A 13,775-nucleotide genomic window follows, 5' to 3' on the forward strand; every position below is an offset into this window, starting at 1 on the left:
GAGTAGGGGAGTAGGGGAGTAGGGGAGTAGGGGAAGTATTTCCGGGCGATCTCTCTCCTACTGCCGTACTGCCCTATTCCCCTACTGCCTTAAATATCAAATGCCTTCGCCGGCGAGCTCTTCCGAAAGCGTGCCGACCTGGTCCTGGGCGCTGCGCAGCATCGGATAGATGGCAAGGACCTTCTGCCAGGCCTCGAGCGCCGATTGCTTGCGTCCGGTCACGGTCATGATCTGCGCCAGGCCAGACAGCGCGCCGAAGTGGCGTGGCTCGAGTTGCAGCGCATGATCGATGTCGGACATCGACTTGCCGTAGTTCTTCATCATGAAATGCACCGTTGCACGCCGGTTCCAGCCCTCGGCATACGCTGGCTGCAATGTCACCACCTGGTCGAGGAAATCGAGCGCGACGTCGAACTTCTGGTTCTCGATCGCCTTCTGCGACCATTGCATCATCAGGTCGATCGAGGCGCTGCCCGACTGGGACCATTCGTTCCAGATGATGCCGGCGATACGCTCTGCCGCCTTTTCGTTGCGCTCGCGCTTGAGATCGGCAAACAGCTTGTCGAGCCGGGCCTCCCTGGTCATTGCGGGAGGCGGGGCTTCCGGCGCCGGCTGGGCATCCGGAGGCGCCGGCTCCGGGGCCGTTTGCACGGTCGCCCGATCATCGGCCCGCGCCGGCAACGAGACGGCGCTGCAAACGAGGATCGTCAGAAATGCAAAAAGAATCCGCATCGCCCGAATCTAGTCCCGGGCGGCGGAACGTCAAACCGATTTTAGCGTGAAAAGCCGGCGGACCGACGATAAACACCAACTGTGGAGGCAAAAAGCCTCGCGACGAAGCTCAGCCCTGGCGCGCCTTGTAGCGCGGGGCGGTCTTGTTGATGATGTAGACGCGGCCCTTGCGGCGAACCAGACGGTTGTCGCGATGACGCGCCTTCAGCGCCTTGAGCGAATTCTTGATCTTCATGGTCTTGCCTGTCGGTGTGGACCCGGTCGGGTCGAAATTTTAAGGCGCGCCAGAAGACGCGCCTTTGAACTGTGGGTGGCTCATAAACGAGGAGCCTTGTCCGTGTCAACCGCAAGCATGCCTGGTAGCGGAGATGAATGCCCGATGCCGTCAAATATCCGCAGCCGGCCCATGGCTCGGCACCGGCTGGTATGATGTGGTGGTCGCCACGTGACTGGGGGACACCATGCGCCGAGTTTTCCTGCCCAGTAGCTCGCGGTGTCGCTGTCGCTGTCAGGCGCGGCGGCTGATCCGGGTGAAATGGCCCATCTTGCGGCCGGGCCGCGCCTCGGCCTTGCCGTAGAGATGCAACATCAGCTCTGGCTCCGCCAGCAATTCCGGAACGCGCATGATATCGTCGCCGATCAGGTTCTCCATCACGCAGTCGGAATGGCGCCGCGGGTCGCCGAGCGGCAGCCCGGCCACGGCGCGGATATGCTGCTCGAACTGCGAAACGGTGCAGGCGGCTTCCGTCCAATGACCTGAATTGTGGACGCGGGGCGCGATCTCGTTGGCCAGCAGCGAGCCGTCGGCCAGCACGAAGAACTCGACGCCGATGACGCCGACATAGTCAAGCGCCGACAGGATCTTCACCGCCGCCGTCCGGGCCGCCTCGGCTGTCTGGGGCGCGATCACGGCCGGCACGGTCGATGTGTGGAGAATGCCGCTGCGGTGGACGTTCTCGGCCGGATCGTAAGCGGCGACGACGCCATCGATGCCGCGCGCGGCGATGACGGAGACTTCGCGCTCAAAGGAAACGAAAGCCTCGAGGACCAGCGGCACGTTGCCCATGGCCTCGCAGGTGCCGGCGAAGCCGCCGGCTTCCATGTCGCGGAAGACGCGCTGGCCCTTGCCGTCATAACCCATGCGCCGCGTCTTCAATATGCCGCTGCCGCCAAAGGACTTCAGCGCCGCCGTCAGCTCGTCGTCATTGTCGACCGCGCGGAAATCCGCCGTGGCAATGCCGATGCCGTTGAGAAATGTCTTCTCGGTCACCCGGTCCTGCGCCACATCAAGCGCGCGCGCAGGCGGATAGACCGGCACCTTGGCGGCGAGCGCCTCGGCGGCGGCAACCGGAACGTTCTCGAACTCATAAGTGACGACGGCACTTGCCGCGACCAGTTCGGCAAGCGCGGCGGGGTCGTCATAGGCGGCCGTGACCTGACGGTTGGCGACCTGCGCTGCGGGGCAATCCGGCTGCGGCTCCAGCACCACGGTGCGGTAGCCGAGGCGAGCGGCCGCCATTGCCAGCATGCGGCCGAGCTGGCCGCCGCCGATGATGCCGATGGTCGATCCGGCGGGCAGGCTCACGGCGCGTCCGTGGGTTCGGCCGCGACCTTGGCGGTCTGGGAGGCGCGCCAGGCATCAAGCCGCCCGGCAAGCTTGTCGTCGTGGAGCGCCAGCACGGCGGCGGCCAGCAGGGCTGCATTGGCCGCACCGGCCTTGCCGATGGCCAGCGTCCCCACGGGAATGCCGGCCGGCATCTGGACGATGGACAGCAGCGAATCCTGTCCCGACAGGGCTTTGGATTCCACCGGCACGCCGAACACCGGCAGCGGTGTCATCGCCGCCGTCATGCCGGGCAGGTGCGCCGCACCGCCCGCACCGGCGATGATGACCTTGTAGCCGGCGGCCTTGGCGCCCTTGGCGAAGTCGTAGAGTCGGTCGGGGGTGCGGTGCGCCGAGATGATCCGCCTGATATGCGGGATGCCAAGCGCCTCCAGTGTCTCGGCGGCATGGCGCATGGTCGCCCAGTCGGACTGGCTGCCCATGATGATGGCGACGTCGGCGCGTTGATCGTCCAAGCTTCTGCTCCCGGCGACAAAGGCGCGCCTTAGCGGAATTCGGCGGCGGCGGCAAGGATGCGAGGCATTGCCGGTCGTCCGGCCGGGAGATCGGCCTATGCCGCAGCCTTGCGGAAGCGGGCGACGAAATCGTCGAGTTCGGGCCGCTCCATGTCGGAGATAGCCCAGTAGGAGAAGGCGCCGTCGCTCCACTGCACCAGCGAAAAGCCGCCGGAGGACAGATCGTCAGGCCCGCTGACCTTACCGTCCTGCTGCGGTTCGGCGACCAGCGTGATCAGATGTTCGCGGTGGCGGTAGACAAGTGCCGGCACGGGCCGGCCGGCGATTACTTCGACGCGGCCGCCGATCAGTGCGTAGCCGTCCTGGGCAAGATCAGGTGCCGGTGGTGACACGCCGATCCGGGCGTCGAGCCAAGGCTTTACCGTATGGCGATCCGACGAGACGATGTCGATCGGGCTGGCGGCAAGCAGGCTGCGGCGATGGCCGCTGGCGACCGCGGCGGCAAGGCCGTCTTCCGCACCGCTGAACATCACCCATTGCGTCGCCCCGCTGGCGAGTACCGCGCTGATCATGATCGACGCGGCCATGGCCCGCCAGTCGAACGAGCCGAAGCGGCGCGCTCGACTTGGCGACAGCCGCGGATCGGCATTTCGCCTCTGCCCTCCCCCGCTAGGGGCAAGCATCCCCGGCAGCGCCGGTGAGCCCTGCTGCGGTTTGACCGTTTCGCCTGCCTCCGGCTGCGCGGTGGCCGCAGCGCCAATGGCCGCGATGCGAGCCCGAAAGGCATCGCTGATCTCGGAGTGCGGCAAGTGGCCGATCGCGCCCTGCAAGGCCACGATGCGGGCATGCTCGGCGGCAAGCCGCGGATCGGCGGCGAGGCGCCGCTCCACCGCAAGCGCGGCCGCTGCATCAAGTTCGCCGTCGACGAGGGCGTGGATCATCAGCCTGATGCCTTTCGGATCATTGGGCAGTCCGTCGTCATGCATGGTCATGGCGCTCTCCCCAGTTCAGACACAAGCAGGCTCCGCGCGCGGGCCAGCCTGGACATCACCGTACCCATCGGCACGCCGAGCATGGCCGCCATCTCGCGGTAGCTGAGGCCGTTGATGTCGCGCAGCACAAGCGCCTCGCGGAACGGCTGCGGCAAGGCTGCTATAGCCGCTTCAAGTGCCGCCGTATCCGCCTTGGCGATCAGGCTTGCCTCCGGACCGTTTTCGTCCGGCAGACTGGTGCCGTGTGCCGCCGCCATCTCATCGAGGTCGCCGAGATCGCCGACAGCCAGCATGCCGCGCGGCCGGTTGCGCGACATCCAGGTATAGGCGGTGTTGCGCACGATGGTCAGCAGCCAGGCGCGGGCATTGCCGCCGGCATAGCCTGATATGCCGGCATGCGCCTTTATGCAGGCGTCCTGCACGACGTCCTCGGCATCGGCGCCATTGCCGGTCAGCCAGCGGGCAAGCGCGAGCGCGTCGCCGAGATGCGGCAGCACCACCTCGTTGAAGCGCTCGGCCCTGGCCTTATCGCTCAAAGCAGCACCATCCGATACTCCGCGAGGAACAGGCCGGGCGCTTTCAGGCAACGCGGGTGATCTCGTCCCGCTCGCCCGGGCGAAACCCGCGGCAACAGGCAGAGCCGCCTGCCGTGGCGAAAGTGAATTCATCTGCGTCACCAGTGTCAAGCGCAATGGGAAAGCCCTGCATCATGGGAGAAGGCCGGCTAAGGTCATGCGCTCGAGCAAATGGCGGCCGCCGACGCGGCGGCCATGCTCGCTGTCGTTTTCGCAATGACGGGCATGCCGGTCTCCTCAACGCCTGTAGCGGCCTATGTCGAGGAGACCCGTTGCGGCCGAGATTTATTCCCGGCGCGTACGCATCCGGCTGTTCACGGTCACGTGATCAGCCCATGCTTCTGTTTCGTTGGTCCGCTTGGCGCTCAATCCGGCCAGCGCAAGGCGCCGGAAGAATCCTTGCGAGCAATCCTCATGGCGTCGGCGGGCCGGTCCTTCGCGGTCAACAGGGCACGCAGCCGTTCGGCGACAATCTCCGCCTCTCCGGGATGAAGATTGCAGGGGTCGAGGAAGAAATGGCCCCGTTCGACCTCGTGGTTGCGCACGATGATGGGCGGCGATCCCCCGGCAAGCGCCGAGGCAAGGCCGGCGGCGGTGAAACCGCTTTCCGGCCGCACGAAGACCTGCAGCCGATCAAGTGGGTTGGCGGTCGGGTCGGGAATGATCTCCGCGCCAATGCCCGGGATACCTTGCAGAGCATCCTTCCAAAGGTTGAGGGCGGCCTCTTCGCGCCGGCGGATGCCGGCGTGGTCGCGCTTCTCCCAGGCCTCGAGCGCGGCCATGGTGCCGGCGATGCTTTCCTTGCCGACCTTCATGGCGCGGGCGACGCCGCGGTTCTGCAGATAGGCTGATCGCACCAGATCCTTGCGTCCGGTGACGATGCCGCTGGTCGGGCCGCTCAGGAATTTGTGGCCGCTGTAGATGACGATGTCGGCGCCGCGCGCCAGGAAGCCGCGCAGGTCATATTCGGAAGCCGCGTCGACGATCACCGGCACCCCCTTGGCGTGGCAGATTTCGCAGAATTCCTCCAGCGACAGCATGCCGTACTGCACGGTGTGATGCGCGACGACATAGAGGCCTGCCGCCGTGCGGTCGTTGATCGCGTCCCGGACATGATAATCCTGCGTCACGCTGACCGTGCCGGCAGGCACGACCTTGGCGCCGGCCACCCGGACCGACTGGTCGATCGGCGCCCCATAATTGACGATGTGGCCGAGCTGGACGATGACTTCGGACTTCAGGCCTTCCGTGACGTCAGGCAGGCGTTCAATGGCGAGCAGGTTGGTTCCCGTCATCGCGCCGGCGATCGCCATGGTGATGCCGCTGGCGCAGCAGGCGGTGATGAAGCCGGCCTCGCCGCCGGTGAGGCGCGCGACGACGGCGCTTGCGGCGCGCTGCAGATCATCCATCTCCACCCATTGCGATGCCATTTCAGACATGGCGCTGATCGCTTCAGGTACGATGATCGATGCGCCGAGCGCCGTCATCGTGCCGGAGACGTTGATGATCGGGCGAAGGCCGAGCCGTTCGCGGATCGTGGTGTTGGAGCCGGTGTCGGAATAGGTTTTCATCTCTGGATCCCATTTCTAGCAGGTCAGGCGGCGATCTCGACGACCGCTTCGATTTCGACGGTGATGTTTCCGGGCAAGGAGCCGACGCCGATCGCCGAGCGGGCATGCCCGCCGATCGTGGCGAAAACGTCGGCGAAAAGATCGGAGCAGCCATTCACCACTTTGGGGTGATCGCTGAAGGTCGGCGTGGCGTTGACGAAGCCGAGCAGCTTGACGACGCGCACGATGCGGCCGAGATCGCCGGCGGCAGCATGCATGACGGCAAGCAGGTTAAGGCCGGTGAGGCGGGCATGCTGATAAGCCTGCTCCACCGTCACATCCTCGCCCACCTTCCCGGTGCAGAGCGTGCCGTCAGCTCGCAGCGGTCCCTGGCCGGACAGGAAGATCAGCCGGCCGCTCTCGGCATGGGTGACGAAGTTGGCGATGGGCGTCGGCGGCTCGGGCAATGTGAGGCCGAGTTCGGCGAGCCTGGTGTAAGGCGTCATGGAAGAAGGCTCCTTGGGATGGCGTCGACCATCCGATGTCAGAAGTGCGAGGCGCGGAAGCGCGCCAGGAAATTGCGCAGACGCTCATTGTCGGCGTCTGCTGCGAGAATCTCCTTCGGCGGGCCGACCGCGCCGACGCCGCCATCGGCCATGAAGACGATGCGGCTCGAGGCGTCGCGGGCAAAGGCCATCTCATGCGTGACCATCACCATCGTCATGCCGTCCTCGGCGAGGCTGCGCACCACTTCGAGCACCTCGCCGACGAGTTCCGGATCGAGGGCGGAGGTTATCTCGTCTAGCAGCAGGATTTTCGGCCCCATGGCCACGGCGCGCGCAATGCCGACGCGCTGCTGCTGGCCGCCCGAGAGCTCCGCCGGCAGGCTGTCGGCCTTATGGGCAAGGCCGACGCGGCCGAGCCAGTGTTCGGCAATCGCGCGCGCCTCCGCGGTGCTTTTGCCGCGCACCTTGGTGAGGCCGAGCATGATGTTGCCGGCGGCGGTGAGATGCGGAAACAGGTTGAAACTCTGGAACACCATGCCGGTCTCGGCGCGCATCGCGGCAAGGTCGCGTTCACTGCGGCGCTGGCGGGCTCCGGTTTCGCGGAAGCCGACCTCCTTGCCGTCGATGCGGATGGACCCGCTGTCATAGCTCTCCAGGAAGTTGACGCAGCGCAGCAGCGTGGTCTTGCCGCTGCCCGAGGGCCCGATGACCGTCACCACCTCGCCGCGCGCCACGCGCAGGCTGACCGAGCGCAGGACCTGGACGGCGCCAAAGGATTTGGACACATCGCGGATATCGAGGAGGGCCGGGGCATCGTTCGAGCTTGTGGACATTGCTATTCCCGGATGAAGGAGAAGCGCCGCTCCAGCCGCCGGCTGGCAAGCGAAAGCGCATAATTGACGGCGAAATAGATGAGGGCGCCAAGGATGTAGAGCGGCATGGCCTCATAGGTGCGGCCGATGACCTGGTTGATGGCCTGCATGAGATCGGTGATGCCGAGCAGCGAAACCAGCGCGCTGCCCTTGACCGCGTCGGTGACGCCATTGATCCAGGGCGGCAGGAAACGCCTGAACGCTTGCGGAAAGATGACATGGGCCAGCCGCTGGCGGAAGGTCAGGCCGATCGCCATCGCGGCCTCCGATTGTCCCTTCGGGATGGAGCCGACGGCGCCCCGCAGGTATTCGACGACCTGGGCCGTCTTGAACAAGGTCAGCGCCAGCACGGCAGCCCAGAAGGACGGCAGGTGAAGCCCGACGGCCGGCATCCCGTAATAGACGAAGAAGATGAGAACCAGGATCGGTATGCCGCGGATCGTGTCGCTGAAGATGCGCACCGCCCAGCGTGCCGGCGCCGGGCCATAGACCAGGCCAACGCCAAGGACGACGCCGGCGACGAGCGAAAACGTCACGACCAGCAGCGACACCCAAAGCGTCAGCGCAAAACCCTGAGCCAGGAAAGGCAAGGCGTAGGCGATCTGGCCAAGCATGCTAGTGCACCACCTTGAACCAGCGTTCGACGAGCCGGAGCGCGTAAAGCAGGGCGTAGCCGGTCAGCAGATACATCGCCGTCACGACGAGATAGACCTCGACGATGCGGAAGGTGTTGAAGTTGATCCATTGCGCGCCGAAGGTCAGCTCGGGCACCGAGATGACCGAGGCGACGGAGGTGTCCTTGAACAGCGATATGAAGGTGTTGGAAAGTGCCGGCAGCGTGATGCGCAGCATGGTCGGCAGGCGCACATGCAGCAGCCTTTGCCAGGGCGTCAGGCCGATCGCCTTGCCGGCGTCGAGCTGGCCGCGCGGCACCGCTTCGAGACCGGAGCGGAACACCTCGACCAGATAGGCGCCGCTGTAGAGCGCCAGCGTGGCGACGAACGAGGTTTGCGCGCTGTAGGCGATGTCGACCACGGTCGGCAGACCGTAGAAGACGAGATAGACGAGCAAGATCAGCGGCACGTTGCGGATGAATTCGACATAGGCGGCGATGATGCCGCGCACCATGCGTCCGGCCGACACGTACCAGACCGCCAGGACCAGGCCGATGACGATGCCAATGGCGATCGAGATGACCGCGAGTTCGAGGCTGAGCAGCAGGCCGCCCCACAGCTTGTCGAAATGCCGCCAGATCAGGTTGAAATTAAGCGCATAACCCATGCGTCGGCCTCAGTGCTCCCGATGTGACGCAAAGCTGGCCGCGTCGCCAGGAAAAAGGCGGAAGGGCGCCGGCGGCGCCTATCCGCCGATGACGTCAGATAACCGGGAAGCCGGGATGGCGCGCCGGCGGCTCCTGCCCGAAATAGTCCTTGAACGCCGCGTCGTAGAGCGCCGTTTCATGGCCGAACATGGCGATGGTGAAGGTCTGGTTGACGAAGGTCAGCCAGTCGAGATCGCCTTGCCGGAGCGCTGCGCCATAAAGCATCGAATACCAGCTCTTGCCGGCGTCGAAGTATTTGTCAGGATTGCGCGAGGCGAGCCAGCGCACGGTGGAAAGGTCGACGGCAGCGGCATCGGCACGCTTGGATTCCAGTGCCTGCAGCACGTTGGCCTGTGTATCGATCTGCATCACTTGCGCCTCCGGCAAGGCAAAATGCACCGAAGATTCGGCGTCGACATTCTGCAGGATGGAAACGCGCGTCGCGGAGCCTGCGGCAAGCAGCTTGTCGAAGGTCTTGTTCTCGGCGCCGGGCAAAGTCAGCAAGGCGACGCCCTCGACGTAGTAAGGCCTGGAGAAGTTGATCAGCTGCGAGCGCTGCGCGGTCATGGTCATGAACTGGATGGTGATGTCGACCTTGTTGGTCGTCACGTTCGGAATGCGCTGCGCCGGGTCCTGCATGACGAACTCGACCTTGGCCGGGTCATCGAACAACCCCTTTGCGAGAATGCGTCCCATGGTGATGTCCATGCCGACGAGTTCGCCGGCATCGTTCTCGAAATGCCAGGGCGCATTGGTGCTTCCGGTGCCGACGATCAGCTTGCCGCGCTCCAGCACGGTGCGCAGCAGGCTATCGGGCGCAGCCTGCGCCGCCGCCTTCTGCACGTCGACCGTAGCCGCCGCGCTCATGACGCCGGCCGTTGCCAGTCCGGCCATGCCCAGTTTCAGAAAATCACGCCTTTTGGATGTGTCGTTCACAGCGACCTCCTTTCGTGTTGTGTTCCCCTACGCACAGGCAATACACGCGCCCGAAATCATTCAGAAATTGTCTCTTACAAGGGACGTGTGTATCCTGTACAAGACAGATACTAACATCAGGAATCGACAATGCAAGATGGCAGCGCCTTGGCGGTCTCAGCGGACGCAAAGATTTCGGCCTCTCGGGAGAAGGGCCTCAACCGGGTGCTCGAGATTCTGGAGTTCCTTCATTCGACACAGCGCGCCATCGGCATCGGCGACCTGGCCAAGGGGGTCAACGCGCCGCGTTCGACCACCTACACGCTGGTGCGATCGCTGGTCGATGCCGGCCTCCTGGAAATGGCCGGCGACGGCAACCGCGTCTATTTCGGCAAGAAGCTCTATCTCTATGGAATGGATTATGTGCGCGGCAACGACCTCTTGAGGCGAGGACGCCAGGAGGTCGACAACCTGTCGCGCGAGACCGGCGAGACGTCCGAACTGTGCATGCTGCAGAGCGGCCGCTATACGATCGTCCACTCGAGCCCGGGCACCCGGCCGTTCCGCATCAGCTCCGCCACCGGATTGCAGATCCCGCTGCCCTGGACCGCCTCAGGCAGGCTCCTGCTCGCCGGTCTCGAACAGGCCCGGATCGAGGCGATGATATCGGAAGACGATCTCATCCTGCCCGATGGCCGCAGATTGCGGCTGGACGATTTCATCGCCGACATAGCGACGGCGCGCGCCACCGGCTATTGTATCACTTCGGGGCTCGTCGACGCCTATACGAAATGCCTCGCCGCGCCGGTGTTTTCAGCGCCCGGCACGGTCGAGGCGACGATGTGTCTGGTGGTGCCCATCGACACGTCGCAGGAGAAGACAGGCGAACTCCTGGCCCTGCTGCGCGAACGCGCGGCGAGGCTTTCGATCGCGGCCTGGACCTGAAGTCAGGCGATGATGTCCGGGATGATCTTGTCTTCCAGCTTCATCAGCCGATCCTTCAGCGCAAGCTTCTTCTTCTTCATGCGCTGGATCTGCAGCGGGTCGCAGTTCATGGCGATCATCGCATTGATCGCAGCGTCGAAATCGGCGTGTTCCTGCTTCAGCCGGGAAAATTCGAGGCGAATATCGGCCTGTTCCTGATCGGACATTCTCTACCGTCTGCACGTCTGCGGCGCCCAAAACTGGGCCTGATTGGGCGGGGGCGGCTCGTTTTGCCACCGGCGCGCAGCCCATATCACATTTCACAGTGCCGTGGAATGCTACCACGGATCATTCGACATCGCTGCGCGAAGGTGGCACACTGTCATTGTGCCGTCACAGAGCGAGCCTGCGGTGGACGCGCCTTTGGCGGCTGCAATCGAGGAAACCATGAAAGGGAGAACCAATCATGTCTCTTGCATCCCATCTTGATGAGTTGCAGCGGAAACACGGCGACATCGAACGCGAGCTCGATGATGCGATGAATCACCCGTCGGTGGACGACCTCGAAATCGTGAATCTCAAGCGACGCAAGCTGGCAATCAAGGACGAGATTGAAAAACTGAGGGCCAAACCCACGACGCATTGATGCCCCACTGACATAACCGCTCACCATCCGGGTCTTTCCTGCCGGCGGCAATTGCCGCCGGACTGGTGGTTTTGATTTCCGTTTCAGGTCGGCCATCACAGATATCCGTACCAGGCCGAGGCCTTCCGACTTCGGAATCCGAGGACGAGCAGGAGTGAAGCTCTGCGCAGGAACCCCTGAATCTATGCGGTAACTCTTGACCGAAGAGCCATGGCGCTCTGAGGTCAGGGCTTGGATTCTGGCTGTGCTGCGTCGCTCTTCTCCTTGCTCCTCCCCGGAATTCATTCCCGGAATGGTGAAGCGATTGGGGCCTGCCAATCGCCAGGTAGCCGATTGGCCAACGCAAGCGACCGGCAAAAAATCGGGTGCCAAGGAACCGGCGGCGGGATGATTGCGGCCAGTGGCGACCTGTCGCCATTGACAAGCCATCTTTGCTCCTCCACCTCATGCCCGGACTTCAGCGCATCGGCCCGGAGCGCGCTTTTGTGCGTCCAAGTGGACGCGCGGCGCCCCAGAGATTAAAGGCTGCCGGCATGACCGGATATTATTCCTTCCCCTTCCCGCGCCGCACCTCGGTTGGCGTCGATGTGGGCGGCGTGGTGGTTGGCGGCGGTGCTCCCGTCGTCGTGCAGTCGATGACCAATACGGATACCGCCGATGTCGACCAGACGGTCGCCCAGGTCGCGGCGCTGCATCGCGCCGGCTCCGAGATCGTGCGCATTACCGTCGACCGCGATGAAAGCGCCGCCGCGGTGCCGCGCATCCGGGAGCGGCTGGCGCGGCTCGGTATCAACGTGCCGATTGTCGGCGACTTCCACTATATTGGCCACAAGCTCCTGGCCGATCATCCGGCCTGCGCCGAGGCGCTGGCCAAATACCGCATCAATCCCGGCAATGTCGGTTTCAAGGACAAGAAGGACCGGCAGTTCGCGGCAATCGTCGAAATGGCGATCAAGCATGACAAGCCGGTGCGCATCGGCGTCAACTGGGGCTCGCTCGACCAGGAACTCCTGACCCGGCTGATGGACGACAACCAGGCCCGCGGCTTTCCGTTGACCGCACAGCAAGTGACGCGCGAGGCGATCGTGCAGTCGGCGATCCTCTCGGCCGAGATGGCCGAGGAGATCGGCCTTGGCCGCGATAAGATCATCCTCTCGGCGAAGGTCAGCGGCGTGCAGGACCTGATCGCCGTCTACACCGAGCTTGCCAGCCGTTCCGACCATGCGCTGCATCTCGGCCTCACCGAGGCCGGCATGGGCTCGAAAGGCATCGTCGCCTCATCCGCCGCCATGGGCATCCTGTTGCAGCAAGGCATCGGCGACACCATCCGCATATCGCTGACGCCGGAGCCGAACGGCGATCGCACACGGGAGGTGCAGGTATCGCAGGAATTGTTGCAGACCATGGGCTTCAGGCAATTCGTGCCGATCGTCGCCGCTTGCCCCGGCTGCGGCCGTACAACCTCGACCGTGTTCCAGGAACTGGCGCAGAACATCCAGGCTGATCTCAGAAAGAACATGCCGGCGTGGCGTGAGAAATACCCAGGGGTCGAGAACCTCAAGGTCGCGGTCATGGGCTGCATCGTCAACGGCCCGGGCGAGTCCAAACATGCCGATATCGGCATTTCGCTGCCCGGCACCGGCGAGACGCCGACGGCGCCCGTCTTCGTCGACGGCAAGAAGGCGGCGACGCTGCGCGGACCGTCGATCGCGCAGGATTTCGAAAAGATGGTCACCGACTATATCGAACAACGATTTGGTCGCGGCAAGGCCGCGGCAGAGTAGGTCGAATGCTGCGCTTCCTCCCGGTGGCGCTGATCCTGCTGTGCGGGTGGCCGACCCTGGTCCAGGCCGATCCGCCGCAATCGGCCAAGCAGCGGCTGATCGACAAGGTCTGCAATCTGATCCAGGCCCATGCCGACCAGAACGGCCTGCCCAGGGATTTCTTCGCCCGGTTGATCTGGAAGGAAAGTCGGTTCGATCCCAACGCCGTCAGTCCAGTCGGCGCCGAAGGAATCGCCCAGTTTATGCCGGGGACCGCCAGGATGCGCGGGCTCGCCAATTCCTTCGACATCAACCAGGCGATCCCGGCCTCGGCGAAATACCTCGCCGAGATGAAGACCAGCTATGGCAATCTCGGCCTGGCGGCCGCCGCCTACAATGCCGGCGAAAACCGGGTCTCGCGCTGGCTGGGCTCGGGCGGCTTCCTGCCGATGGAAACCGAAAGCTATGTCTTCGACATCATGGGCGAGCCGGTCGATAAGTTCGCCGACCGCGCCTATGCCGGAAGCGTACGACCGCTCGACGCGAAATCCGATTTCGTCGCGGCCTGCCGCAAGCTCCCGGTGATCATGTCGCGGACGGTGGCGATGGCTTCCATCAACATAAAGCCGTGGGGAGTCCAGGTGGCCGGCAATTTCCGCCGCAGCGCCGCGATCAACCAGTGGCTCAGGGTGAGAGGCCGCTTCCCGGCCCTGTTAGCCGGGCATGATCCGGTGGTCAGCCGGGTGCGGACGCCGATCGGCCGACGCGGCATCTACGCGGTCAGGATCGGGGTCGACGACCGTGCCGCCGCCGGCGCCATCTGCCAGAAACTGCAAAGTGTCGGCGGGGCATGCGTGGTGGTGCGCAACCGTTAGAGCCGCATTGAACGAGCTCGGTAAC

At 64.4% G+C, this 13,775-nt stretch carries 17 protein-coding genes; 4 read left to right on the top strand and 13 right to left on the bottom strand.

Annotated elements, in window-relative coordinates; all coding sequences use genetic code 11:
• Window positions 1-96: 96 nt before the first annotated feature.
• From LB551_RS26380 to LB551_RS26435, 12 genes are all read right to left on the bottom strand, one after another.
• Window positions 97-732 carry a tetratricopeptide repeat protein gene (locus tag LB551_RS26380; RefSeq protein ID WP_224629182.1) on the bottom strand — a complete coding sequence of 212 codons (636 nt, stop codon included), beginning with the start codon at window positions 730-732 and terminating at the stop codon, window positions 97-99.
• Window positions 733-841: 109 nt separating this feature from the next.
• A complete protein-coding gene (gene ykgO, locus LB551_RS26385) occupies window positions 842-967 on the bottom strand; it encodes a type B 50S ribosomal protein L36 (protein WP_125004464.1) in 126 nt (41 codons plus the stop codon).
• A 273-nt stretch (window positions 968-1,240) separates the two neighbouring features.
• On the bottom strand, window positions 1,241-2,317 hold the full coding sequence (locus LB551_RS26390; protein WP_224629181.1) for a 5-(carboxyamino)imidazole ribonucleotide synthase: 1,077 nt from the start codon (window positions 2,315-2,317) through the stop codon (window positions 1,241-1,243).
• Window positions 2,314-2,811 (bottom strand): 5-(carboxyamino)imidazole ribonucleotide mutase, encoded by a 498-nt coding sequence (gene purE / locus LB551_RS26395; RefSeq protein WP_140550896.1) that lies wholly within the window; start codon window positions 2,809-2,811, stop codon window positions 2,314-2,316. Before purE ends, LB551_RS26390 begins: the two co-directional genes overlap by 4 nt.
• 95 nt (window positions 2,812-2,906) lie before the next feature.
• Window positions 2,907-3,803, bottom strand: a complete 897-nt coding sequence (locus LB551_RS26400) for an anti-sigma factor family protein (RefSeq protein WP_224629179.1) — start codon at window positions 3,801-3,803, stop codon at window positions 2,907-2,909.
• Window positions 3,800-4,339 (bottom strand): sigma-70 family RNA polymerase sigma factor, encoded by a 540-nt coding sequence (locus LB551_RS26405; RefSeq protein WP_224629177.1) that lies wholly within the window; start codon window positions 4,337-4,339, stop codon window positions 3,800-3,802. Before LB551_RS26405 ends, LB551_RS26400 begins: the two co-directional genes overlap by 4 nt.
• Window positions 4,340-4,743: 404 nt before the next feature.
• Window positions 4,744-5,949 carry an aminotransferase class V-fold PLP-dependent enzyme gene (locus LB551_RS26410; RefSeq protein ID WP_224629175.1) on the bottom strand — a complete coding sequence of 402 codons (1,206 nt, stop codon included), beginning with the start codon at window positions 5,947-5,949 and terminating at the stop codon, window positions 4,744-4,746.
• Between the two features lie 23 nt (window positions 5,950-5,972).
• Window positions 5,973-6,434, bottom strand: coding sequence for a RidA family protein (locus tag LB551_RS26415; RefSeq protein ID WP_140550900.1), 462 nt, complete (start codon window positions 6,432-6,434; stop codon window positions 5,973-5,975).
• A gap of 38 nt (window positions 6,435-6,472) precedes the next feature.
• Window positions 6,473-7,267 carry an amino acid ABC transporter ATP-binding protein gene (locus LB551_RS26420; RefSeq protein ID WP_140550901.1) on the bottom strand — a complete coding sequence of 265 codons (795 nt, stop codon included), beginning with the start codon at window positions 7,265-7,267 and terminating at the stop codon, window positions 6,473-6,475.
• A gap of 2 nt (window positions 7,268-7,269) precedes the next feature.
• On the bottom strand, window positions 7,270-7,920 hold the full coding sequence (locus LB551_RS26425; RefSeq protein ID WP_140500483.1) for an amino acid ABC transporter permease: 651 nt from the start codon (window positions 7,918-7,920) through the stop codon (window positions 7,270-7,272).
• 1 nt (window position 7,921) lies between these two features.
• Window positions 7,922-8,587: an amino acid ABC transporter permease gene (locus LB551_RS26430; RefSeq protein ID WP_140500485.1), complete on the bottom strand. Its 666-nt coding sequence runs from the start codon at window positions 8,585-8,587 to the stop codon at window positions 7,922-7,924.
• A gap of 94 nt (window positions 8,588-8,681) precedes the next feature.
• Window positions 8,682-9,563 carry a transporter substrate-binding domain-containing protein gene (locus tag LB551_RS26435; RefSeq protein ID WP_140550903.1) on the bottom strand — a complete coding sequence of 294 codons (882 nt, stop codon included), beginning with the start codon at window positions 9,561-9,563 and terminating at the stop codon, window positions 8,682-8,684.
• 129 nt (window positions 9,564-9,692) lie between these two features.
• Here LB551_RS26435 and LB551_RS26440 point away from each other — a divergent pair, with 129 nt between their 5' ends.
• A complete protein-coding gene (locus tag LB551_RS26440; protein WP_140550904.1) occupies window positions 9,693-10,487 on the top strand; it encodes an IclR family transcriptional regulator in 795 nt (264 codons plus the stop codon).
• Window positions 10,488-10,489: 2 nt separating this feature from the next.
• Here LB551_RS26440 and LB551_RS26445 read toward each other — a convergent pair whose 3' ends face one another.
• Window positions 10,490-10,693, bottom strand: coding sequence for a YdcH family protein (locus LB551_RS26445; RefSeq protein ID WP_140550905.1), 204 nt, complete (start codon window positions 10,691-10,693; stop codon window positions 10,490-10,492).
• Window positions 10,694-10,932: 239 nt separating this feature from the next.
• On the opposite strand from LB551_RS26445, the gene LB551_RS26450 reads away from it, so the two are divergent.
• The 3 genes from LB551_RS26450 (at window position 10,933) to LB551_RS26460 (ending at window position 13,750) form a co-directional block, all read left to right on the top strand.
• Complete coding sequence (locus LB551_RS26450) at window positions 10,933-11,112, top strand: YdcH family protein (RefSeq protein ID WP_097571999.1); 180 nt, start codon at window positions 10,933-10,935, stop codon at window positions 11,110-11,112.
• 533 nt (window positions 11,113-11,645) lie between these two features.
• Window positions 11,646-12,896: a flavodoxin-dependent (E)-4-hydroxy-3-methylbut-2-enyl-diphosphate synthase gene (ispG, locus tag LB551_RS26455; RefSeq protein WP_140550906.1), complete on the top strand. Its 1,251-nt coding sequence runs from the start codon at window positions 11,646-11,648 to the stop codon at window positions 12,894-12,896.
• A gap of 5 nt (window positions 12,897-12,901) precedes the next feature.
• Window positions 12,902-13,750: a lytic transglycosylase domain-containing protein gene (locus LB551_RS26460; RefSeq protein ID WP_140550907.1), complete on the top strand. Its 849-nt coding sequence runs from the start codon at window positions 12,902-12,904 to the stop codon at window positions 13,748-13,750.
• Window positions 13,751-13,775: the final 25 nt, after the last annotated feature.

This window comes from Mesorhizobium sp. BR1-1-2 (assembly GCF_020165435.1).
Classification (GTDB): domain Bacteria; phylum Pseudomonadota; class Alphaproteobacteria; order Rhizobiales; family Rhizobiaceae; genus Mesorhizobium.